Genomic DNA, 22,699 nt, shown 5'->3' with positions numbered 1-22,699 from the left:
GCAGAACCCCTAAAGCTTTACCGCAAATCCCAACATAAAAGAACGCACGGAAGGGATCTCCATTGGATTTTGAATAGTAGGATCACCACCTTTATATCTTGTCAGGGTAAACAGGTTTTGCATGGCGATAAATACTTTTACCTTTCCCGGCACCTGATCGTTTCGCCAATTGTTTGATTGACTCCAGCTGATCATCAATGTCCTGAGCCGCAGATAGGAGGCATCAGTGAGCATTCTGCTGGAATTGATAAAGTTATTGATCGCGCTGGAAGCGTTCCCGTCTTGCTTTGCCACCAACCTCGGAAGAGAAGCCTGATCGCCGGGAACTCGCCAGCGCTGCAGGAATGACTGGGATTGGTTGCTAAGCATGTCTTTTCTGAATGAACCGGGAGAATATTGATAATCAAAATAAATCGGATCGAGATTCTTTTGTTGTCTTCCTTCAATAAAAACAGTTAATTCCCATTGTTTAAATGATACTTGATTATGTAAGCTTCCATATAGGGTGGGGGCGCGATCTCCGATTATGATTTGATCTTCCGGGAAGCTGATCTTGCCATCCTTATTGATGTCCTGGAACATTGCTTCGCCTGTTGCAGGATCTACACCTGTAAATACCAATGCTGGAAAAGCAGTTAATGATTGGCCTGGTGTCAGGAAATTCTTGTAGATGGAAGATTCCAGGTCTTTGAATGAAAGAAGTTTGTTTTTGGGCAGCGTAAGGGCAACAGATGTTTGCCATCTAAACTTTTTGCCGGACACTGGTTTGCTTTCTAACCAAAACTCAAAACCGGTATTAAGCACAGATGCCTGATGATTGGATGGATAACCGAAAGATGCGGAACGCTGTCCTGATAAAGGTACTGAGATAAATTGTTTGCTGGTAATATTATGGTACCAGGCAATTGAAGTGGATAGTCTTTCTCCGAAACCAAGCTCAAGAGTCAGGTCTTTCTTGGTTGTTTTTTCCCAATCCAAAGTTGAGGAGCGGAAAGGTCTGGGTTCAAAATTCTGTAGTGGCAATGAGTTAAGCGACTGCATAGTTAATTCATTCCCGGACTTGTAATCCCCATATTGATCATTGCCAACTATCCCGATACTGCCACGCAATTTTCCGGATTTCAGCCATCCAATTTTTTCAGCAATCTTCCCGGACAGGAAGTTCCATCCTGCACCAAATGCACCAAACATGGTAAACCGTTCTGCAGAACTTATATTGCTGCTGCCATCATTCCGGATGGTAAAATTGAAGCTAAACCTGTTTCGTATGTCATAACTCATGCCGCCAAACATACCCAGGTATCTATATTCCTGGTGATTATTTTGTATTTGGATATCGTTATCTGAAAGAAATCCATAAAGCCCTGTTCCCGAATTATGATTGTAGTATGTAATTGTTGAACTTTCTTTTTGGATCAGGTAGTTTGTACCGATAGTTAAGGAAATGGAATTACCATTGTAAGATGAATCCCTATATTGCAAATGGGGTTCCACGGTAAAACTCTTCCAATAAGTTGTAGCATCCACATATAACCCTGCTCTTCGATACAAAATATCAAAATCCTTCACAGGGATTAGTGATGTTTCATATGTCTTGATCCTGCTTACTCCCAATTGTAACTTGAAGATTATCTTTTGGGTTACAGCATAATCCAGTTTGATGCTACTCATTAACAGGTCTGTATTTGCAAAATACGTGTTTCTCAATACTGAACGAATATTTGTAAAACTAAGGCCGTTTTCTTCAAAGACCGGCCTTTCTTTTTCATTTAATAGAGCGGGGGCGTTGGGCGCCAGGCGCAATAGCGGCATTGGATCAAAAGATGGTTGAGTGTTGCTGGAGTTGCTCAACGTTAGATCAAAGGAGGTATTAAGCTTTTTTCCTTTGGAGTAGTTGAGGTTTATATGTAAACCATATTGTTGGCTTTGGTCATCGGTGGGTAGAATAAGATCTTCTTGCCTCAGTCCTAATCCTGCATAAAATTTTAAAGATGGTCCGATATTACCTCTGACAGTAGTATGAAGTAGAGTGAACTGGGCGGTGTTGCCAATAAGGTATTTAGTCCAATCTGTGTACCTGGTCAATGGCCAGCGATAGAGCTCTGGCGCAGTAACAGGGTTATTGTCAAATCCTGCATTGGCCAGCGCTTCCTTTTTCATGGCAGCATATTGTTCGGTATTCATCATCTTTGGCCGGAAGGCGGCTCTGGCGATACCTGTTGCCATTTGTGCAGAGAATTTCGCTGGTCCGTTTTGAGTTTCCTTCCTGGTTTGAATTTGAATTACTCCATGAGCTCCCCTGCTTCCATAAAGAGCAGTAGCGTCCGCATCCTTTAGAATGGTTATGTCTTCAATGTCCTCGGGGTTTATCAGATCCAGTAGGCTAATCCCGCCACCACTTCCGTTATTGGTTGGATTTCCAGCCATCGAACTCAGTTTATTCAATACAAGCTTATTGGGCAGGGCGTTGATGCCATTGATAAGAATAAGTGGATTATTGACCGGCAGGTTTTCCGCGCCGGGCAATAATCCAATAGATTGTTGTCCCCGTATTTGAATCCTGGAATTGACTCCTGGTGCTCCATTGGTTTCTGTGATCAGTAAACCAGGAATTTTACCTTGCAAGCCTGCTGCAAGATCCGGGTTATAACGTGCGTAAAGATCTTTTCCGTAAACATAGCTAACACTGCTGGTTTTACCTGACCTGCTTTCAGGTGAAAAGCCGATTACTACTACATCCTGGAGGGCGGTCTCCAGCGAGCGCTTTTCCATCTCCTCTGCTTTAACAAAATACAGGTCTTTATGAACTGGTTGCTCAGCCTTGGTAAATACAATATCTCTTCCTATGATAATATAGGAGGAATTGAAAATGGTGGTGATCTTCCTGAGAATTGTTCCAAGTGAAACTACAGAAGCGGGCAACTCGCATCTCTTAAATATATCGATATCTGAGTTGGAGTATGAGAAGATAACCCCTACTTGCTTTTCAATCGTCCTTAGCAATCCTCTGACAGTTGGATTGCTTTTTACAATCACAATAGCCACAGCAGTATCAACGAAATTTTGTTGAGCATATCCTTTTCCATTTATTCCAATGATCATAACCAATATCAGCCAGCTTAAAAAAACCAACTTTTTCAGGAGCTTGTTATGATTCCACCATAACACTGATTTATTGGGCCTTTAATTGAATGGTATCCCCATGATTGTACTTTTTAAAATGTGGGGAATAAGATAAATGCCTGGTAATTTCTAATATATCAAGTAGAGAGTTAAGAGTAGTCTTATTAGTCCAGTTTAATGTGAAAGCTGTATTATCGATAGGTCCTTTAATAATTATATTTACATCATGCCAGGCATTCAATCTTTTAATTATTTCAGCTAGAGATAAATTTATAAATCTATAATCATCAGTTAGCCATTTTTTAGATTCATCTTCTGATGCAAATCGTTTAACTGTAAGTCCATCTGATTTAGTATAATTACTTTTTTGACCTGCTTCTAGTATTGTCTTAGATTGTCCAACTATAAGTTCTACTTTTCCTTCAATAGTAGTGGTACTAGTAAATTTTTTATTAGCATTAACCTTAAAATGAGTTCCAACTACATTTAATATTTGGTCTTCCGATTCTACTATAAACTTTTGATCAATCGCTTTCTTAATAACTTTAAAATATGCTTCACCTTTTAGCTTAACATGAATGCTGTCTTCCGTTCCTGTAGGGATTTCTGTTAATTCTGAATTAGCATACAGATATACTACTGAACCGTCTGATAATTTTCTTTCGGTTGGCTCACCTGCTTCGAATGTAGCGGTTACGCAGTGGCCAGGGGCTGGTGTAAGTTTAGATTTTTGATGAGATAGATTTCCCGGGAAAGTAATGAATAAGAATGTACAGATAAGTACCAGGATCTTTTTAGCATGACGAGGTTTTAAATTGATCACAATTGAAGGTCTTGAAGCGTCTGGTTTTTTCGCACTCATTTAAGTAATTTTTACGCGTTTCTTACTTTGATTGAATTGCATAGCAGATCCCTGTTCCTGGTCTGGAGTCACAGGCCAGGGCAAAGATTTTTTCGATCCTTTTAGTTAATAAAAGTTTTTAGGAAATAAAGTAGAATGATGTAATTAGAGGACTTGATTATTCAATGAAATTGCAATATCTGCCCGTAATATTAACGGCAGTCAAATGAAAAAGTACCTTGTCTAATGGGAGGAGTATTTCAGATTTGCTGAAATAACAAATGTTTGTAAGATTTAACTAGATTGATTCGAATATAAAACGGACAAATCAGAGAAAAGTAACGCAGATTTGTTTAACGTTTTACCGAGTTTAGAAATTTTTTTAAACAAAACTAATATGCCGGCCACCCAAGCGGTGGTCCGGCATCCAAAAACTTAAATAGGAGGTCTAATGGTAACGGCTTCCAATAATTTCGATCTGTGAAGCGCCTGATGAGTAGTAAGCTTTACTCATTCTTCAATATCATAATGGTTTCTCCGGGGGAGATTGAATTCTTCTCTGGATAGATCCTGAATCCTTTTGTTCTTGCAAGGCCTCTGAGGATAAGATTAACAGGTACGGATCTTTCGGTTACACCTACAGTATACCTGTCGTTCTCTATCTCCTTATCAATTTGTACATTGAAATTGTAATACTGCGCCAGCTTATGCATGATATCAGCCAGTCTTGCCTGGTCGAATGCAAATGAATCTCTTTGCCAGGCGGTCGTCTCTTCCGGCTTACTCATTTTTTCAACGCTGAAACTACCGTTGTTGAATACCATTTGTTCTCCGGGTTCTAGTTTGTTGGGAACTGATTCATCTCGCTTTCCAACCAGCACAGCGCCTTCCAGCAATGCTACTTTCAGTATCCCGGATCCTTTATAAGCATCCACATTGAACCTGGTGCCCAATACACGGGTTTCGCTGCTGTCTGTCAAAACAATAAAAGGCCGCTCTTCATCCTTTACCACATCGAAATAAGCCTCGCCATTCAATTCAACCTTCCGGTTACAATCAGTGAATTTTTCGGGATAGCGCAGGGTGGTATTCGTGTTCAACCAAACCTTCGATCCGTCCGGAAGGGTATATTCAGTTGTCTTGCCTACTGGGCTATAGATGGTCTTATATTCCACAACTGCCAGGAGATGGGTTTCCTTCTCCTTTTTTCTGATGCTCAGGTAGGCGGCCGTTGACAATATAATGCCGATGATAATGGCTGCTATCAACTTAACTGTCAGATTTCTGGCTGGCCGGCCGGGAAGCGTCCGTCTCAACAAAGCATCGGAGTTGTTTGGTTGGGCCATCCCTGTTTCTTCATAATGGATAAGGTTATGCTTCTGTTGTTCCAGGAAACTTTCCCAGTCCGGTTTTGCCATATCGATCCTGAGCCTTTGCTCAATTTCTTCTTCGCTCACGAATTGCTGCGACTGGATATGCGGCTGGCTGATCCATTCTTCCCAAAGCTGCAGCTCGGCTGCAGAGGCTGTACCGGCGCTGATCTTTAACCGGATCTCCCCGAGTAATTCGTTTTGCATATAGCCCAATTTTTATGTATTCCTGTTGTATACAACTCCGGAATGCCAGTTTTTATAGGCATTTGATGAGATTATTTTTCCGGAACAACTAAGTGGTTAATTGTCAGGATCAGTGTGTGACTTAGAGCCTGTATTTTGTAAGCTTATTCCTGAGGTCTTGAAGCAGGAGGGATTTCTTATTGTACGCGCCCTTGAGGGTATGGCCGGTCTTAATGGCCACTTCAGCCATCGACAAAGTATTGTCTAAACAACAGTCCAGGAAGAATTTATCCTTTTCTGATAAAGTGGAGAGTACTTTCTGCAGGTGTTGATCGGAGATGGAAGTTTTGTGAAGGGCGAGCAACTCATCATCGGCTGCTGTGTATGCGAGATAAGAAAATTGTGTACTGTGCTTTTTATCCTTTTTAGCTTTGACCAGGTAATCATAACAAGCATTCCTTACTGAAACGTACAGGTATGCTTTTCCATCCTCGAAGGTTGGAAATGTTCGCTTTGTGTTCAATAGCTTTACAAACACTGTTGAAACAATATCTCTTGCATCCTCTTCATCCTTTGTATACTTAATCGCATAATCTACCAGGAATACCCAGAGCTTTTCAAACAAGAGCTTCGGGGCACACGAGGAGATGGGTTCATCTCCGTTAGGTTGGGAAACTGTGATCATAGCATGATTAGTTGTTTAATGTCTTAAAGTACACACACCGGTAGTTTACCGGCATCTGTACTAAGCAGAAAAGGTTCAATAAAGGATGCTTAATGGTTGCCCGTATCATTATAACGGGTCATATGCTGTAACGGTACTTACGCAATCGGGAAAATTTGTAAAAAAATGATGATAACGATAAAGGACAAACGAAAAGACAAAAACCGCAATTCATTGAGCATAAATGCATAACTGCAGGTGGTTACGCTGATCATGAAAAAAGGGTGAATTCACCCGATCACACACCGATTTTTTTCAGTATTGGGTTACCTTTCACCGTCTAACCTTTATTTTCCCTACCTTTGTCTCCTCAAAAGTCCCCCAACTTTTATTACTCATGAAAAAGGCAAAATCCCTCTCCCCGGAATTGCCCATACCTTCTGTTCTCACACTCGAACAGGAGCGGCAGGTTTTATTGGACCTCGGCAATGACATCACACGCGTGCGGGACAAAAACGATCTCCTCATCCTTTTCTCCAAACGGATCAAAAGTCTGTTCTATTTCACGCATACCATCGTCACACTCATCGAGGCAAAGGATGAAACGTACACACCCTTCCTCCTGGACAATACATCATCTCCCATCAGAACACATGCCCGTTACCAGGAAATGGTGGATTTTCATTTTTCGCTCAACGATCCCTGGATCCAATCCGTACTGGAAGCAGACGGCCCAATATCCTTTTTGCTTGAAGAGGTGATGGACCTACCGCAAAGCCCCGCCTTCCTCCGCGTGAACCACAGCGCCGGCGTTAAAGAGATCCTCATGACAAAAATCATGAACAAAGAAAAACCGATGGGCTTTATCCATATCTACTCAGACCGCGATAACAGTTTCACGGATGAATTCCGCAGCATCATCAAAGGCATCACGCCACAGCTCTCCTCCGCCATCGCCAATATCATCAGGAACGAAGAGATCCTGGATAAGGAAAAAGAAAAATCATTCCTCCTCGATTTCTGCAGCGAGATCGCCATGGTCAGAACCCGGGAGCAACTCGCAAACGCCGTACACACCGCCCTCTACAAGCTCAACGCACAACGCGGCTATGTGATCAGAAAGATCAATGAAGATGGTGAAACACTTAGCGCTTATATCTACGATCAGCAACTCGCGCAATCAGGCAATGCGGATCTGGAAGAAATGATCTCCACCAGTTTTCCCATCAACGATGGATTGCAGAACCGCGTGCTGGATAGCTATATCCCTTTATTGTTCAGTGTTGAGCGGGAGATCCAGCGCGGCATCAGCTCCAGCTATTTACATTTCTGGAAAAAGATCGGACATAAAACAATTGTTGGTATCCGTTTACACCAAGGCGAAACCAATCTGGGTATTTTATGGCTCGGCATTGATGAGATCAATATTCAATTACTGCAAGGCATCTGCTCACAGATCTCCATTGCCATGGCCAATATCATGGCCAATGAACAGATCGTGAATACACAACAGGAGCAGGCATTCCTGCTGGATTTCAGTAAGGATATTGCGTTGGTGAAAACAAAACCGGAACTGGAAACTGCCATATTCCGCGTGTTCGATAAGATCATGCACACCAAACTGGCCATGATCAGGGTGTTTGATGAAGATGGCATCCATCTTCGTCCATTCATGTTCGATAGAACATTGTTTGAGAATGCAGGTATCCTCTTCGATGAGCTCTCCAATCACCTCATCACATCCGATGAACCATATACTGCGAAAGTACTCGCCAGCACAGAAGGGGTAATGTTCAACGTGGAGGAGGAGATCAATAGCGGCAATACCTATGCGAAACTATGGCAGACCACGGGACTGAGGAATATGCACAGTCTTCCCCTGGTTGCGGGCGATAAGATCATCGGCACTATCTGGCTGCTGGCCGACTGGCTCAGCCAACTCGTACTCAAAGGCATCTGCGCGCAGATCTCCGTCGCCATTGCCAATATTCTCGCCAATGAAAAACTCCTGGCCTATAAAAAACAACTGGAACAGGAAAACCTCTACCTCAAAGAACAGATCAGGAATATCTACAACTTCTCCGAGATCATCGGCAATGCAGCTGCCATGCAGGATGTGTACAGATTGATGTCGCTGGTGGCGGACTCGGGCACTACAGTATTGGTGCTCGGCGAAACGGGTACCGGCAAGGAACTGATTGCAAGAGCCCTGCACAATGCTTCGCCGCGAAAAGAGAAACTGATGATCAAGGTCAACTGCGCTGCCCTTCCCGCCAACCTCATCGAGAGCGAGCTCTTCGGCCATGAGCGCGGCGCCTTCACCGGCGCTATCGACAGGCGCATCGGCAAATTCGAGCTCGCCAATCACAGTACATTATTCCTGGATGAAATAGGAGAGCTGCCACTGGAAGCGCAGGCTAAACTCTTGCGCGTGATCCAGGAACGTGAGCTGGAAAGGCTGGGAGGGAAGCAAACGATCAAGATCGATGTGAGACTGATCGCGGCCACCAACCGCAACCTGGAAGAAGAAGTGAAAGCCGGACGATTCCGCGCTGATCTTTATTTCCGTCTAAATGTATTCCCCATCGTACTGCCACCACTGCGAGACAGAATGGAAGACATCGAACCACTCACTCATTTCTTCATAGAAAAATTCAGCAAGAACACCGGCAGAAGGATCAGGAAAGTAGCGCCCAAAGTATTGCAACAATTACGCGCTTACACCTGGCCCGGCAATGTGCGTGAACTGGAGCACCTGATAGAGCGCAGCGTACTGCTCACAACAGATGGACAACTCCGCGATGTTTTCATTCCCAAACATAACGGCGCCGATAAACCGGAGTTGGCACAGATTGCCAACCTGCCGCTGGAGGAAATAGAACGGGGATATATAATCGAAGTGTTGAAACGCTGTTCAGGTAAGATCTCCGGCGCAGGCGGCGCAGCAGAGATCCTCAAAGTCCCCGGCAATACTCTCCATTCAAAAATGAAAAAACTGAAAATTACCAAAGCGGATTATTTCGCCTGATCATATCCCTGAATATGGTGAAAGATTCCGTGCTTTCACTGAATATAGTGATTTTTAGCAGGGCTGTTTTGATGTATAGGTTTGATAATTAGATGATTAACGGTTTGGCATTTAATTGGCCTCTATTAGGATGAAAATGTAATCTTAAAAAAAGTCGAATTATGAAAATCGTAGTCATCGGAGGCTCTGGCCTCATCGGATCTAAAGTAGTAGCCAAACTTCGTCAGCTGGGCCACCAGGTGATCGCTGCTTCTCCGGCAACCGGCATCAATACCATCACCGGTGAAGGATTGGCTGAAGCCATGACCGATACCGATGTTGTAGTGGATCTTGCGAACTCCCCTTCCTTTGAAGACAAAGCTGTTTTGGAATTCTTCCAGACTGCCGGCAGTAACCTGCTGGCTGCAGAGATCAATGCAGGTGTAAAACATCATGTTGCCCTCTCCATTGTGGGAGTTGACCTGATGCAGGACAGTGGTTACATGCGCGCCAAACTGGTGCAGGAAGACCTGATCAGAAAATCAGGTGTGCCTTATACCATCGTGCGCAGCACGCAATTCTTCGAATTCATCGGAGGCATTGCGCAGGTAGCTACAGACGGAGAACTGGTCCATATCTCCAACGTGAAATTCCAGCCCATTGCTGCCGAAAATGTTGCGGGATTTGTTGCTGAAGCCGCGCTGCAAACTCCTGCCAATGGCATCATTGAAATTGCTGGACCGGAACGTTTCAACATGCCCGAGCTGGTACACCGCTACCTCAAAGGACTGAACGATCCCCGCAAAGTGGTGCCCAACACAGATGCCCGCTATTACGGTGCACAGATCACTGAAACATCACTGGTGCCTGCAGGCGCTGCCAGACTGGGTTCTGTGAACTTCGAAACATGGCTGGCCGCACAACCCGCTGGCGCTTAAGAACACCACCTGGTATGCTGGCTGTTGAAACGAAGACGACGGGTGACAGCTTGCCGAGGCGGTTGTAACGGGAGTGCACTTTCCACCTGTTCGTGCACCTGGATCTCCCTACGCCGGCGCATGATCCCTGCGAAAACCGGTCAACAACACGGCAAATCAACAGGCAGCATACCATTTTTTTTCGTCCCCCGATTATTCACTATTCAATCTATAACCATGAATTTCTCTTTCATCCATCCATTCAAACTGAACCTGAGAGTCAGTACGGTTACCACTGATATCCCGGACATCCATAAACACCAACCACCACACAGCAGTACGGAAGGAAGCGAGTTCCTTGACCAGGGACTCAGAATGGAAGATTATATTCCTGTGTATACGGAAATAAATGTTTCTCCCGGCAATCCGGAAAACCTGTTCTGATCCTACATACATCTTTTAACACTTAAAATCTTTTGTATGCAAAAGTTTGAATCACTCACTGATGCCGTTTCCGAGCTCAGGGAAAAAGGCTATCAGGCGGAATTCGATGCAGAACCTTTCTGCCTCTATTGCAGCGACCTGGACATGCGGCTCAACCCGGATGAATTCCATGTGGATGCCATCTACAATTTTGAAGAGATTGGCAAACCTGATGATAACGCTGTGGTATATGCGATCTCATCGGCACATGGAGTAAAAGGACTGGTGGTAGATCCCTCACAGGCCATCTCCCAGCACTGGGATTTTGAAATGGCAAAGAAATTACGGTACCAGCCCGTTACGCCCAAACCATAATTCTCCATTCGTTCCAATCATTTTTTATGCAGTTCAAAATTTCCGGTGCATTCCTATGCGCCATAATATTCCTTTACTCAAATAATCTGGTCATGTCGCAAAAATTAAAAGCAGAGAACGATCCACGCATATTCCTTCCCGTAAGAGCCTTCCTGAAAGCGCTCAATTCGGGAACAGGTAAACCAATTGAACAGCTCAGCCCCGCAGATGCCAGGCAGGTATTGACGGATGCGCAAAACTCGGTACAGGTAGACTATTCCGGTATCGAAGAATCGGAAGCAATCATCACCCAGGACGGTGTGCAGGTAAAAGTACATATCACAAAACCGGCAGGAGCAAAGGCAGGTGCGCCAGTGTTTATTTATGTACACGGTGGCGGATGGGTGTTGGGAGATTATCCTACACACAGGCGAATAGTAAGGGATTTGGTAGTGTCAAGCGGGGCTGTAGCTGTATTCCCGGATTATACGCCATCACCGGAAGCAAGATATCCGGTAGCTATCAATCAGATCTATGCCGCCACAAAATGGGTTGCTGAACACGGGCAGGAAATAGGCGTTAACGGTAAGAACCTTGCAATAGTGGGGAATAGCGTTGGCGGCAACATGACGGCAGCAGTAGCACTGATGGCAAAAGATAAACAGGGCCCGTCCATCAAACTGCAGGTGATGCTCTGGCCTGTTACAGACGCCAATTTCGAAACGGGTTCCTACAAAGAACTGGGAGAAGGCAGGTTCCTCTCCAGGAATATGATGATCTGGTTCTGGGATAATTATCTCCCGGATCTGAAAAAACGAAAAGACATCTATGCATCTCCGTTACAGGCAAGCATCGATCAGCTGAAAGGATTGCCACCCGCACTGATCCAGACCGCCGAGAATGATGTGCTGCGCGATGAAGGAGAAGCCTATGCCCGCAAACTGGATGAAGCAGGCGTTCCCGTAACACTCACCAGGCATATGGGACTGATCCACGATTATGGCCTGCTGAACCCCATCGCCAATATTCCTGCTGTTCAAACAGCACTCTTGCAGGCGGCTGCCACTATCCGGAAAGCCCTCGCTGAATAATTCAATGTCTTTCTATTTAATAAGCACTTAAATCAACTATTATGTTCAACGCTAAGAAATCCCCGGCAGTGATCCTGCTGGCTGTAATAACTATGTTCTCATTTCCTCAACATGCAAAATCTCAAAAAATGACAGAAGGTGTAAAAAATATTGTGCTGGTTCATGGCGCATTTGCCGATGGTTCCAGCTGGGCAAAGGTGATCCCGCTGCTGCAGGCAAAAGGATACAATGTAATGGCAGTTCAAAATCCGCTGACATCACTCGGTGATGATGTGGCAGCAGCCAAACGTGTGATCGCTTCCATGGATGGTCCTGTTTTGCTGGTAGGCCATTCTTATGGCGGAATGGTGATCACGGAAGCAGGCAATGATCCCAAAGTGGTAGGACTGGTATATGTATGCTCGCTGGTGCCCAACGATGATCAGTCTGCCGTAGACGTTACATCGGCATTTCCGCCAGCTCCCGGTAGCAGTGAGTTTCAGGTGGATGCCAGCAATTTCATTACACTATCCAATAAAGGGATCCATCAATATTTTGCGCAGGACCTGAATAAGGAAGAAAGAAATGTAGTGCATGCCACACAAGTGCCCTGGGCGGTAAAAGGTACTACCGATAAGATCTCTAAAGCAGCCTGGAAAACAAAACCATCCTGGTTTGTGATCGGACTTGAAGATTATATGGTGCCCCTCGATCTGGCACGCGCAGAAGCAAAAATGATCAATGCTACCGTGCTTGAATTGAAAGCAAGCCATGTACCGATGGTATCGCAGCCATCCAAAGTGGCCAGCTTCATTGCAGGCGCCGCTCAGAAATTATGATCTTTCGCTTGAGTTATACAGTTACAAATTTTTTATTCATCAGGTAAAACAAATCAAATGCAAGAATTCTTAATTGCTATTCACAGAGACCTCACCGGAAAGAATCCAGTGCCCTCTCCAGATCAGATGCGCGATGCGCTGAAACCTTACCAGGAATGGATCGCAGGTATTGCTGCTGCTGAAAGGCTGGTGGCCCCTGTGAAGAGATGGGATGTGGAAGGAAGAGTGATCACCGGCGCCGGTGATGTTGCTGAAGGTCCTTACGCTGAGAAACATAAATCGATCGGAGGCTTGTTCGTGATCAGGGCTAATGACTACGACGAAGCTGTGGAGATTGCCAGAAAATGCCCCATCATTCAATATGGTGCAATAGTTGAAGTCAGGATGGCGATCCCTGCCGCTTAGTGCTGAAAGGTTGATTGAAACAGGGCCTCACGGATACGTGGGGCTTTGTTTATTTTTTTTCTTTTCGATTTGGGATGCCAGGTAACTTTTGAATAATGAACAATGAAGCAATGGTCCCCATCACTCCAATTGCAATGAACTTTCCCTCACGCGCATGACCTTCCCTCATGAACAGGAAAACGAGAATACTGATCATGCAGATTCCAAGCAATGCAAATACCTGGTTCCAGCGTGCAGCCCTGAATGATTTGTCCACCAATCTTTGTATCATGAACCTTCTGAAGACGGCTTCATCTTCTGTAAATCGAAAAAGCCTGGTTTGCAGAGCGGGTTCCAGCTCTTTGATTTCTTTTAGAGTATCGACTGAAGGAATGGAGGCATTGTATTGAATACCTGGTAATTCCGGCTTTTCAATAGTTTCCAGCATCCTGAGCAGTTCCAATAGGTTACTGTTCATAAAAGCAAAATGATAAATTGGTAATAAAAAATTTGCTTCAACCAGGAAAGTAAGGACGTAAGGAATAGATTTCAATTGTTACCACCACATGTCTATGGAAGTAAAGCTTGCGGTAATGCCTGAACGAAAGGAGTTGCGGAAAGGAAAAAGATTTTTGGGAACCAATTATTGACTTTAGCTACACTCGCGGATCTGAATTCAGGAACGGCTTTGTTTATATTTTTCTCTGCCTATCGGTAGACCAGCTTTTCTTGCCTCAGCATTGAACTCTCTTTGGTTTCTCATGATTTCCTGAAATCTTTCGAGAGTAATATGGAAAACTTCAGCATATTTTTCCATCTCTTCATATTTGAAAGAGGTGGGATCTTCCACCCTGGACCATACTGTATCCGAATTACTGTTAATGAGTGATCCGAAAAGTGATGGACCTATATTGACTACGGCGTAATATAAAACCTCTTTATCTTCGTTCGTACTGCTCTTTACGTATCGTCTTCCTCCTTCAATTTTTTCCAACTGGGCCTGTGTGTAAGTCTTCCCCATAATCGTAAAGAAAATACTTTTGACTAAAGTGGAGCAGTTCATTGTCATAAGCTTCAATTATGAAGATTATTATTAGATAATTACATTTTTCTATTATTTAGAAGAAAACAGAAATTATGAAATATTTCGTAGCCGTAGTTAATAGTTATTGTTTTAAGTAATTGAAAATTAATAGAATAGATTTCAACAAAAGATGTAAACAAAATTGTTTATTTTTGTTTTATGCTACAGGAATTGGAGATTTTAAAAGGTGTACATCCAGGTTTTGTTCTTGACCGAAAGATCAGGGAAATGAACTTGCGAAAAGGCCAATTGGCACTTGCAATTCGGGAGTATCCTCAAACAATTACCAGCATTACCAAAGGGCGTAGGGGCATGAATACAGAACTGGCCCTGAAGCTTGAAAAAGCGCTTGGTCTGGAAGAGGGCTATTTTATGGTACTTCAGGTTTTCTATGATATTAAGCAGGCAAAAAAACGCGAAGAGAAGAAACCTGATCTGACTAAATTCAGGAAGATACTTTTTTGGGATACTGATTTCGCTTCTATAGATTGGGTCCGCCAATACAAAGCAATCATTCTACGGGTTATTCAAAGAGGTAATGAACAGGAAAAGAAAGCACTGATAGAATTCTATGGACAAGAGAGAGTTCAGGAGGTTATTGCTGAAAATCTAAAATCACCAAACTAGATTTATGCATTGGGAAACAGTAACTGCTTTATTAAAAGAAGTATTGGAAGCTGTAATGAAGGAAAAGATTTTTGATCAATTTCGATTGGTTGGAGGAACCTCACTTAGCCTGCAATGTGGACATAGAAGTTCAGTAGATATAGAATTGTTCACAGATGCCGAATATGGAAGCATTGACTTTGAATCGATCGATCATTGGTTCCGCAATCATTATGCAATAGTTATTACTCATCATGTTGGTTCTATTGGATTTGGTATAACATATTATATTGGGCATTCAAAAGATGACCTCTTAAAAGTTGATTTGTATTACACTGATACCTTTGTTCGTCCAATAATTGAACGGGAAGGGATCAGATTGGCTGATGAGGAAGATGTAATAGCCATGAAATTGAATATTGTTGGGCAGGAGGGAGAAAAAAAGACTTTTGGGATCTTTATGAAGTGAGTGATCGTTACAGCTTTATTAAGATGATTTCGGTTTACCATGAACGTGAACCATATGGGTATTCAATAGAAGATCTCAGGAAAGGTTTTCAGAACTTCTCCGTTGCCGACGACGATCTGGATCCCCTATGCCTGCGTGGCAGGCACTGGGAAATAGTCAAGTATGATCTGATTCAATGGCTTCGCCTTGGATAAGGCTTTACTGCCTCGACAAATACTCGCACAACAATTCCGGATCCCTGTAATAGAACACTACCGAAATGATCCGGTTATTATCAAACACCCATATATCTGCAAAAGACATCGGGCTGTCAATCGACTCCCAGTCTCTCATCCGGATATCGCCCAATACTATCACTGTGTTTCCCTGTTCCATGTAATGCCCGGCTGTTTTGGGTGCCCTGCTGCCAGGCCGGTAAAACAGGGAGATCAATTGTAAAATGCCTTCCCGCCCGCGACGATTGCCTCCCATGCATTGGGCCGTGTACACTAATACGGAGTCGTCCAGAATAGTCAGTAGCTTCCCGATATTTCCTTGTTCCATCGAAGCATATATATCAGTGATCGTTTGTAAGGCCGGAGACATAGCGGTCATTTTTCCCTTCATGTTTTATTACCGTCTGTTTATCAACTACTGTACCACCAACATTAGTAAAGGCAATTTGCTGATGATCATGGAAACTCCGGATCAGAACTGGCTTGCACAACTCCGGAAAATTCGGAGAACTCCGAAAAAAACTACGAAATAACTGTATCTTTAGTGGTGAAGATCCGGCCGGCCTGCCCTTGTAAAGGCGGCCGGTTTTTTGTTACCGGCTTTGTACGAAACAGGTGCAGCAGACGTGAAAATCAGATCAACCGATAATCTAAATTACTATCGTGCAAACAAAGCTTCCCATAGCCTCTTACCTGGTTATCTTATTGCTGACTGCTTTCTCCGTTTCAGCAACTGCACAGTCTGCACTGGACAATGAAATAGACAGTCTGCAGCGCGCCATTGCCAAAGCCCCGCCGGATACCAGCAAAACAAGTTTGCAACTGAGCCTTCTCCCAAGACTATATACACGCTATCTCCTGGGCGGGAACCTGGCCTCCGACTCACTGGCCTTCTGCAAAACGATCAATGATTGCCGTTCACTCAGCATCCAACTCAAAGATTCATACGCCAGGGGAACCACCTATCTCTGGGATGCCTATTTCTTTAATCTGTTAAGCGATCATCCAAAAAGAGACGCACTGCTCAACCAGGGATTTTCCATTTTTCGCTCCACCAACGATAAAAAAGGACTGGCCAATGCACATTTCTTCAAGGCTGAATTGAGGTCGGGCATAGAAACAGATTCCGCCAAACTGCTCCATTATGATTCTTCGATCCTGCTTGCCCGTGAGGCCGGCGATTTGAGAAAACAGGCCCAGGCCATGCGCGCTGCTGCCTCCATGCACCAGAGGCTGGGCAATAATCCTCATGCGATAGAATTGCTCCTGCAGGCCCTGGAGCTGCAAAAGAAGATCGGAGATAACCGTACACATTTCACAACAGACGCATTGGCGCAAGCCTATGCCTGGAGCCGCAACCATAAGGAGGGCTTACGGTATGCTATCAGTTCAGTGGACCTCAGCCGCGAAAACAAGGATACCGCCATGATCGTTACCTTCTATCAACGGCTGGCATTCCTGTATTACAGCATGAATAATTTCGATAAATCATATTTCTATTTCGATAAGGCCCTCAGCGCTTACAAACCCGGTGCTTCGGAATTGAATACGATCGTAAGCATGACCAATCTCTCCGGTAAAGCTGATTGCCTGATCCGGCAGGGAAAGCACCAGCAGGCATGGAGCGAAATTACCAGCTACCTGAAAGAACATCCGGTGAAAGATGAAAGACTGCTGGATTATCTTCACTTCACCTTTCTCACTTTGTTTTATGATCAGGGTGAATTCAGGAAGGCAGAGGCAAAGCTGCTTCAGCTGATGAGCCATAGGAACGATTGGGATTTTGTAAAACGATACATGATCCTTGTGCACACAAAAGCCGGCCAGGTTTATCTGCACCTGCGCCAGCCGGACAAGGCAGCACTCTATGCAGACAGCGCCTACATTGCCGCTGAAATGCATAAGTCGTACGATGTGATGCGTGATAACAGTCTCACGTTATACCAGGTTGACTCCATGAGAGGAGATCATCACTCCGCCATGAAGCACTATGTCAGGTACAAGGAGTTCTCGGATTCCGTTCAGAAAGATATTGCAGACAGAAGTCTGGCAGAACTTTCTGTCCGTTATGAAACAGATCAGAAGAATGCCGAGCTTTCCACGCTGGCCAACCGAACACGCCTCCAGCAGGAAACGATCCAGCAGAGCGGTTACCTTCGCAATGCCATGATCGGCGGATCAGCGCTGCTCCTGCTCTTGCTGCTTGTTACCTGGAACAGGTTCCGTGTAAAGAAAAAGGCCAATCTCCTCCTTCAGCAAAAACAGGAAGAGATCAACTGGCAAAATACCGTGCTGGAAAAAATGATAGCGGATGAAAAGAAGATCACGGAAGAAAAAGACAAGCTCCTGGTTGAAAAGGAATGGCTGATGAAAGAGATCAACCACCGCGTCAAGAACAATCTCCAGGTAGTGATGAGCCTGCTCAATACGCAAAGCAGTTACCTGAAAGACGAAGCCGCACTCAACGCCATCCATGAGAGCAGGCACCGCGTTCATGCCATCTCCCTCATCCACCGGAAACTATACCAGAGCGACCAGCTGCTAACGGTGATCGATATGGGTACATACATCAAGGAAGTGGTGGAATATCTTTCAGACAATCTGGATACTGGCAACAGCATCGCCTTTGGCCTCTTCATCGATCCCATTTCCCTGGATGTTACCCAGGCTGTACCAACCGGCCTCATCATCAATGAAGCTGTTACCAATGCCGTGAAATATGCATTCCCCGGCAATAGCAAGGGACAGATCAATATCTGCATGTACAAAAATACCGGAGGAGTAATAGAATTACTGATCAGTGATAACGGGATCGGTTTACCCGGTGATTTCGACTGGAGGAATACCGATTCTCTCGGCATGAGCCTGATGAACGGATTGAGCCGGCAACTGGATGGAACTTTTGAAGTAGTGCAACAGAATGGCCTTACCATAAAAATTAATTTTGAACGGAGTAAATCAACTGCTCAATGAAGAAAAAGCTGCTAATTGTAGAAGACGAGTTTGTAGTGGCCAATGACCTCAGGCTGATCCTGCAAAAGGTCGGTTACCAGGTTTGCGGTATGGCTGATTCTTTCCAGTCTGCGCTTGATATGATCGAAGAACATCAACCTACACTGGTGTTGCTGGATATTTACCTGAAAGGGCCTAAGACAGGTATCGATCTGGCCAGGATCCTGCATGAAAAAGACATAGCCTTCGTTTATCTCTCCGCCAACAATAATCAAAAAGTTCTGGAAGAAGCCAAGGCTACACAGCCCTATGGATTCCTGGTGAAGCCATTCCGTGAAAAAGATGTGCTGGTAGCCCTGGAGATCGCCTACTACCGCCATGCGCATAGCCTGGAAGCCAAACTTCGTAAGGAACAATCGCTGCAGGTGGAACTGGCCAGGATCATGGCCGCCAAACTGCATTGGGAAGAAAGACTGCTGCAAATGGCCATACACCTGCAACAGGCTGTGCCATTCGATTATATTGTACTGGGATTGAAAAAAGCAGAGGAAGACCTGCCCAGGGCTGTCAGCTTTTTCCGCACTGGTTTCAATGAATACCAGTCCATCATGTTACCGGACCTGAAGAATATGGTGGGAGTATCGGCTGAACAGTTCGCGGAACTATGCCATCATATTTTTAAACAGGGCCCTACACTGCATAACGGTTCCGATTTCGAGGAAGAATGTAACCGGATGCCGGTGAAGAAACTATTGTCAAAGAAACTCGGATTGAACAGCAACCTCTATGTGCCACTCACTATGGCAAATGGAGAAATATTCTTTTTCTCTTTTCTTAACCGGAGAGAAGATGCGTATACCAGTGAACATCTTGACCTGGTGGAACGCCTGCAGGCAACTCTCACGCTTTCCATCGGCCGGCTGCTGGCCTTCGAAGAAATAGAAAGACTCACAGAGCAACTGAAAAGAGAAAAAAGCTACCTGCAAGAAGAAGTGAAAACCTCCTCCAATTTTGAAGAGATCATAGGTAGCAGTTATAAGATGCTTCGTGTATTCGACCTCGTTACCCAGGTAGCACCGGTGGACACTTCCGTTTTGTTATTGGGAGAAAGCGGTACTGGTAAGGAGCTGGTGGCAAGGGCTATACATAACCTGTCTTCGCGAAAAGATAAATTGCTGGTGAAAATGAACTGCGCCGCACTGCCGGCCAACCTGATCGAAAGCGAGTTGTTCGGTCATGAGAAAGGCGCATTCACCGGCGCCATGGAAAAACGTATCGGGAAATTTGAGCTGGCGCAGGGCGGTACCATCTTCCTGGATGAGATAGGGGAGATCCCTGTTGACCTGCAATCAAAGCTACTGAGGGTATTGCAGGAAAAAGAGATCGAGCGCATTGGGGGCAGCACTACCATTAAAGTGGACGTACGCATCATTGCCGCTACCAACCGCAACCTGGAAGAGGAAGTGGCCGCTGGCAAATTCCGGCTGGACCTGTATTATCGCCTGAATGTTTTTCCCGTAACGCTTCCTCCGCTCCGCGAAAGGAAGGATGATATACCACTGCTGGCTAATTTCTTCGGACATAAATTCTCACGTAAGACCGGCAAGCCTTTTCATGGCATCAAAGCGGAAGCGATGGACGAAATGCTGCGCTATCACTGGCCGGGCAATATCCGCGAAATGGAGAACCTGGTGGAACAGGCTTTCGTATTGAATGATGGAAGAAGCCCGCTGCAATGGGGCCGTCCATTGAACAACGATCGTGTGGTCCCTGAATCACTGGTGGTGGAGATGGTGCCTAAAACCCTGAATGATGTAAAGGAGGGGCAACTGGCGGCCGAGCGTGAATACATCTTATCAATACTGAAACAGACCAATGGCCGCATCCGCGGTGCCGGCGGCGCAGCCGAATTACTGAACCTGAAACCCACTACACTGGAATCGAGAATGGAAAAACTCGGCATCAAAAAAATGCATATTCTGAAAGATAAAGAAACAGGCAGCTGAAATATTCCTCCGGATTTTTCGGAGTCATTTTCATTACTCCGAAAATTTCATAGCAAACCGGATGATCTTCGCTCCAAAACAGCCTTGCAACGGGCTTTTACAGTTTGGCACACTAATAGGAAGGTAGATTGTACAAATTGAAATCGACCCGTTATGTTACACTCAAACCTGCACATGCCCACTGAGCTGCCAACGCAGCAAAGGATCTATCCCATCAGAACTTCCGGTGACATTCCAAAGAAATTAGAAATTGTCGGCAACAGCGAAGGCTTGCAAGAGATCCAGCAACTGATCACTACAGTGGCTCCTTCAGAAAGTACTGTACTGATCCTGGGTGAAACAGGCACAGGAAAAGAAATGATAGCAAGGGCTATCCATAACCGTTCGTCACGTGTTCAGAAAGTGATGGTCAAAGTGAATTGCGCTGCCCTGCCTGCCAATCTCATCGAGAGTGAATTATTCGGTCATGAACGAGGCAGCTTTACAGGCGCATTCGACAGACGTATCGGGAAATTTGAACTGGCACAGGGCGGCACCATTTTCCTGGATGAAATTGGAGAGATGCCGGTAGAGCTGCAGGTAAAATTATTGCGGGTGCTGCAGGAAAAAGAACTGGAACGAATAGGAGGTAAAACGAGCATCAAAGTGGATGTTCGCATTGTTGCCGCTACCAACCGCGATCTCGAAAAAGAAATGGCGCAGGGAAGGTTCCGTCCGGATCTCTATTATCGCCTGAATGTATTTCCCATCACCGTGTTGCCGTTGCGGGAGCGCCGTTCGGATATTCCTGCACTGGCTGCTCATTTTCTGCAAAAGTTTGCCGGGAGGGAAAATAAGCAGATCACGAAGATCCCGGACCGTTATATGGCCGCATTGATGAATTACAACTGGCCGGGCAATATCAGGGAACTGGAGAACGTGATAGAAAGAAGTGTATTGATGAGTACAGGAAAGGAACTTTCCGGTTGTCCATTACTGTCATCTTCTTATTCGGAGGGGCCATCATCAGGCGGCGCTATCAAAACGATCGCAGAAAATGAAAAGGAACATATTTTGAAAGCCTTGTCTATTTGCAATCATAAATTGTACGGTCCCGGCGGCGCCGCTGAATTGCTTGGCATCAATGCATCCACCCTTAAATCCCGCATGAACAAACTGGGGATCGGCAAAAAGTTCATGGCAGGAAGCCCCCGAATGGCTTGAAAATCAGACTGTGCAGGATATTTATCATTCAGTTAACTTTTTGAAGCCTCTTTCTGTTGTCATGAGCTTGTACCATGCAGTAACTTTACATTCCTTATCAATGCTAAGTTCCTGTCAGCCATTTCTTCTGCTACGGTAGTGTTTAATCAATTCATTCATCTAAAAAATTTTAGTACATGAACAAGATCCTTTCTTGCTTCCGGAAAAGTCTGTTGCCGGTAGTGGCGGTGGTTGTAGCAGGAGTGTTGTTCTCAGCCTGTCTGAAAGATAATGATGGCGACAATTCCCAGATCCCTGCAGCAGGCCTGATGGCTTTCAATCTTGCACCGGACCAGCAATCACTTGTGATCCGCTTATCCGGTAATTCACTTACAAATTCACCGTTGGCATACCAGAGTTTCACAGGTGTTTATCAGAACATTTACACAGGTAACCGTTCAGTGGGCGCATTCGATTATCTTGCTTCCAATCCATTGGTTACTACCAATCACAGTTTCGAGCAGGGAAAATATTATTCCCTTTTTGTAGTGGGACTGGATGGCAAGTACAAAAATGTGATCTCCACTGACAATTTCGACAGCCTGTCTGCTTCATCAGGCAAAGCATTCGTACGTTATATCAATGCTGTTACGGATTCTGTGAATACAGCCAATGTGACCATCACATCCGGTGGCGCTTCTGTTGTGAACGACAATGCAGTGTATGCAACAGTAAGCGAATTCAAAGAAGTTGCACCTGGTGAGATCACCGTTGCAGTGAAAAGCAATAACGGTGTTGATGTGAACAGGACCATTTCAGTGGAAGCCAAAAAAGTGTACACTATTCTACTTTCCGGTGTACCCGGCCAAACCGATGAGAAGAGTAAAGTGCAGATCAAATTTGTAACGAATGGGACTTTGACAGACGATCCTGCAAAGAGCTAAGAAATCCATTCAATGAAAAACAGAAGCGCCTCAGCAATATTTGTCTGAGGCGCTTTTGTTTAT

20 protein-coding genes are annotated in these 22,699 nt (G+C 44.8%); 13 read left to right on the top strand and 7 right to left on the bottom strand.

The genetic code is table 11. The annotated features are described in order from the left end of the window. Positions 1-9 precede the first annotated feature (9 nt). From FSB84_RS00795 to FSB84_RS00780, 4 genes are all read right to left on the bottom strand, one after another. Positions 10-3,102: a SusC/RagA family TonB-linked outer membrane protein gene (locus FSB84_RS00795; protein ID WP_130543467.1), complete on the bottom strand. Its 3,093-nt coding sequence runs from the start codon at positions 3,100-3,102 to the stop codon at positions 10-12. Between the two features lie 70 nt (positions 3,103-3,172). Continuing rightward, entirely contained in the window at positions 3,173-3,985 is an 813-nt protein-coding gene (locus FSB84_RS00790) for a FecR family protein (RefSeq protein WP_130543468.1), read from the bottom strand. 485 nt (positions 3,986-4,470) lie between these two features. Further along, positions 4,471-5,541: a FecR family protein gene (locus FSB84_RS00785; RefSeq protein WP_130543469.1), complete on the bottom strand. Its 1,071-nt coding sequence runs from the start codon at positions 5,539-5,541 to the stop codon at positions 4,471-4,473. Positions 5,542-5,662: 121 nt separating this feature from the next. Next, positions 5,663-6,205 carry an RNA polymerase sigma factor gene (locus FSB84_RS00780; RefSeq protein WP_130543470.1) on the bottom strand — a complete coding sequence of 181 codons (543 nt, stop codon included), beginning with the start codon at positions 6,203-6,205 and terminating at the stop codon, positions 5,663-5,665. 376 nt (positions 6,206-6,581) lie between these two features. Between FSB84_RS00780 and FSB84_RS00775 the strand changes: the two genes are divergently transcribed. The 7 genes from FSB84_RS00775 (at position 6,582) to FSB84_RS00745 (ending at position 13,199) form a co-directional block, all read left to right on the top strand. After that, on the top strand, positions 6,582-9,212 hold the full coding sequence (locus FSB84_RS00775; RefSeq protein WP_130543471.1) for a sigma 54-interacting transcriptional regulator: 2,631 nt from the start codon (positions 6,582-6,584) through the stop codon (positions 9,210-9,212). Between the two features lie 161 nt (positions 9,213-9,373). Continuing rightward, positions 9,374-10,129, top strand: a complete 756-nt coding sequence (locus FSB84_RS00770) for an SDR family oxidoreductase (RefSeq protein WP_130543472.1) — start codon at positions 9,374-9,376, stop codon at positions 10,127-10,129. Between the two features lie 216 nt (positions 10,130-10,345). Next, positions 10,346-10,552: a hypothetical protein gene (locus tag FSB84_RS00765; RefSeq protein ID WP_130543473.1), complete on the top strand. Its 207-nt coding sequence runs from the start codon at positions 10,346-10,348 to the stop codon at positions 10,550-10,552. Positions 10,553-10,588: 36 nt separating this feature from the next. Further along, positions 10,589-10,906: a phosphoribosylpyrophosphate synthetase gene (locus FSB84_RS00760; RefSeq protein ID WP_130543474.1), complete on the top strand. Its 318-nt coding sequence runs from the start codon at positions 10,589-10,591 to the stop codon at positions 10,904-10,906. A 92-nt stretch (positions 10,907-10,998) separates the two neighbouring features. Next, a complete protein-coding gene (locus tag FSB84_RS00755) occupies positions 10,999-11,976 on the top strand; it encodes an alpha/beta hydrolase (protein WP_130543475.1) in 978 nt (325 codons plus the stop codon). 41 nt (positions 11,977-12,017) lie between these two features. Beyond that, positions 12,018-12,794, top strand: coding sequence for an alpha/beta fold hydrolase (locus FSB84_RS00750; RefSeq protein ID WP_130543476.1), 777 nt, complete (start codon positions 12,018-12,020; stop codon positions 12,792-12,794). Between the two features lie 57 nt (positions 12,795-12,851). Continuing rightward, complete coding sequence (locus FSB84_RS00745; protein WP_127126391.1) at positions 12,852-13,199, top strand: YciI family protein; 348 nt, start codon at positions 12,852-12,854, stop codon at positions 13,197-13,199. 49 nt (positions 13,200-13,248) lie between these two features. On the opposite strand, the gene FSB84_RS00740 is transcribed toward FSB84_RS00745, so the two are convergent. After that, positions 13,249-13,656 carry a hypothetical protein gene (locus tag FSB84_RS00740; RefSeq protein ID WP_130543477.1) on the bottom strand — a complete coding sequence of 136 codons (408 nt, stop codon included), beginning with the start codon at positions 13,654-13,656 and terminating at the stop codon, positions 13,249-13,251. Between the two features lie 198 nt (positions 13,657-13,854). Continuing rightward, complete coding sequence (locus tag FSB84_RS00735) at positions 13,855-14,199, bottom strand: hypothetical protein (RefSeq protein WP_130543478.1); 345 nt, start codon at positions 14,197-14,199, stop codon at positions 13,855-13,857. 222 nt (positions 14,200-14,421) lie between these two features. Between FSB84_RS00735 and FSB84_RS00730 the strand changes: the two genes are divergently transcribed. Both FSB84_RS00730 and FSB84_RS00725 read left to right on the top strand, forming a co-directional pair. Then, on the top strand, positions 14,422-14,889 hold the full coding sequence (locus FSB84_RS00730) for a HigA family addiction module antitoxin (protein ID WP_130543479.1): 468 nt from the start codon (positions 14,422-14,424) through the stop codon (positions 14,887-14,889). Positions 14,890-14,893: 4 nt separating this feature from the next. Next, complete coding sequence (locus FSB84_RS00725) at positions 14,894-15,337, top strand: nucleotidyl transferase AbiEii/AbiGii toxin family protein (protein ID WP_207234322.1); 444 nt, start codon at positions 14,894-14,896, stop codon at positions 15,335-15,337. Between the two features lie 198 nt (positions 15,338-15,535). Here FSB84_RS00725 and FSB84_RS00720 read toward each other — a convergent pair whose 3' ends face one another. Then, on the bottom strand, positions 15,536-15,922 hold the full coding sequence (locus tag FSB84_RS00720) for a nuclear transport factor 2 family protein (protein WP_130543480.1): 387 nt from the start codon (positions 15,920-15,922) through the stop codon (positions 15,536-15,538). 293 nt (positions 15,923-16,215) lie between these two features. Here FSB84_RS00720 and FSB84_RS00715 point away from each other — a divergent pair, with 293 nt between their 5' ends. From FSB84_RS00715 to FSB84_RS00700, 4 genes are all read left to right on the top strand, one after another. Continuing rightward, entirely contained in the window at positions 16,216-18,525 is a 2,310-nt protein-coding gene (locus FSB84_RS00715) for a sensor histidine kinase (protein WP_130543481.1), read from the top strand. Further along, a complete protein-coding gene (locus FSB84_RS00710) occupies positions 18,522-20,510 on the top strand; it encodes a sigma 54-interacting transcriptional regulator (RefSeq protein ID WP_130543482.1) in 1,989 nt (662 codons plus the stop codon). Before FSB84_RS00715 ends, FSB84_RS00710 begins: the two co-directional genes overlap by 4 nt. A gap of 153 nt (positions 20,511-20,663) precedes the next feature. Next, positions 20,664-21,713: a sigma-54 interaction domain-containing protein gene (locus tag FSB84_RS00705; protein ID WP_130543483.1), complete on the top strand. Its 1,050-nt coding sequence runs from the start codon at positions 20,664-20,666 to the stop codon at positions 21,711-21,713. A gap of 176 nt (positions 21,714-21,889) precedes the next feature. Further along, positions 21,890-22,636 (top strand): DUF4397 domain-containing protein, encoded by a 747-nt coding sequence (locus FSB84_RS00700; protein ID WP_130543484.1) that lies wholly within the window; start codon positions 21,890-21,892, stop codon positions 22,634-22,636. Positions 22,637-22,699: the final 63 nt, after the last annotated feature.

This window comes from Pseudobacter ginsenosidimutans (assembly GCF_007970185.1).
Classification (GTDB): domain Bacteria; phylum Bacteroidota; class Bacteroidia; order Chitinophagales; family Chitinophagaceae; genus Pseudobacter; species Pseudobacter ginsenosidimutans.
The sequence above is the reverse complement of the archived record's forward strand: the minus strand, read 5'-3'. Positions and strand labels throughout refer to the sequence as shown.

Excerpts from the sequence above, each read along its gene's own strand:
- FSB84_RS00775 (WP_130543471.1), top strand. The coding sequence starts at position 6,582 with ATGAAAAAGGCAAAATCCCTCTCCCCGGAATTGCCCATACCTTCTGTT.
- FSB84_RS00730 (WP_130543479.1), top strand. The coding sequence starts at position 14,422 with ATGCTACAGGAATTGGAGATTTTAAAAGGTGTACATCCAGGTTTTGTT.
- FSB84_RS00760 (WP_130543474.1), top strand. The coding sequence starts at position 10,589 with ATGCAAAAGTTTGAATCACTCACTGATGCCGTTTCCGAGCTCAGGGAA.
- FSB84_RS00750 (WP_130543476.1), top strand. The coding sequence starts at position 12,018 with ATGTTCAACGCTAAGAAATCCCCGGCAGTGATCCTGCTGGCTGTAATA.
- FSB84_RS00720 (WP_130543480.1), bottom strand. The coding sequence starts at position 15,922 with ATGTCTCCGGCCTTACAAACGATCACTGATATATATGCTTCGATGGAA.
- FSB84_RS00790 (WP_130543468.1), bottom strand. The coding sequence starts at position 3,985 with ATGAGTGCGAAAAAACCAGACGCTTCAAGACCTTCAATTGTGATCAAT.
- FSB84_RS00710 (WP_130543482.1), top strand. The coding sequence starts at position 18,522 with ATGAAGAAAAAGCTGCTAATTGTAGAAGACGAGTTTGTAGTGGCCAAT.
- FSB84_RS00780 (WP_130543470.1), bottom strand. The coding sequence starts at position 6,205 with ATGATCACAGTTTCCCAACCTAACGGAGATGAACCCATCTCCTCGTGT.
- FSB84_RS00735 (WP_130543478.1), bottom strand. The coding sequence starts at position 14,199 with ATGGGGAAGACTTACACACAGGCCCAGTTGGAAAAAATTGAAGGAGGA.
- FSB84_RS00700 (WP_130543484.1), top strand. The coding sequence starts at position 21,890 with ATGAACAAGATCCTTTCTTGCTTCCGGAAAAGTCTGTTGCCGGTAGTG.
- FSB84_RS00740 (WP_130543477.1), bottom strand. The coding sequence starts at position 13,656 with ATGAACAGTAACCTATTGGAACTGCTCAGGATGCTGGAAACTATTGAA.
- FSB84_RS00795 (WP_130543467.1), bottom strand. The coding sequence starts at position 3,102 with ATGATCATTGGAATAAATGGAAAAGGATATGCTCAACAAAATTTCGTT.
- FSB84_RS00705 (WP_130543483.1), top strand. The coding sequence starts at position 20,664 with ATGTTACACTCAAACCTGCACATGCCCACTGAGCTGCCAACGCAGCAA.
- FSB84_RS00745 (WP_127126391.1), top strand. The coding sequence starts at position 12,852 with ATGCAAGAATTCTTAATTGCTATTCACAGAGACCTCACCGGAAAGAAT.
- FSB84_RS00770 (WP_130543472.1), top strand. The coding sequence starts at position 9,374 with ATGAAAATCGTAGTCATCGGAGGCTCTGGCCTCATCGGATCTAAAGTA.
- FSB84_RS00765 (WP_130543473.1), top strand. The coding sequence starts at position 10,346 with ATGAATTTCTCTTTCATCCATCCATTCAAACTGAACCTGAGAGTCAGT.
- FSB84_RS00725 (WP_207234322.1), top strand. The coding sequence starts at position 14,894 with ATGCATTGGGAAACAGTAACTGCTTTATTAAAAGAAGTATTGGAAGCT.
- FSB84_RS00755 (WP_130543475.1), top strand. The coding sequence starts at position 10,999 with ATGTCGCAAAAATTAAAAGCAGAGAACGATCCACGCATATTCCTTCCC.
- FSB84_RS00785 (WP_130543469.1), bottom strand. The coding sequence starts at position 5,541 with ATGCAAAACGAATTACTCGGGGAGATCCGGTTAAAGATCAGCGCCGGT.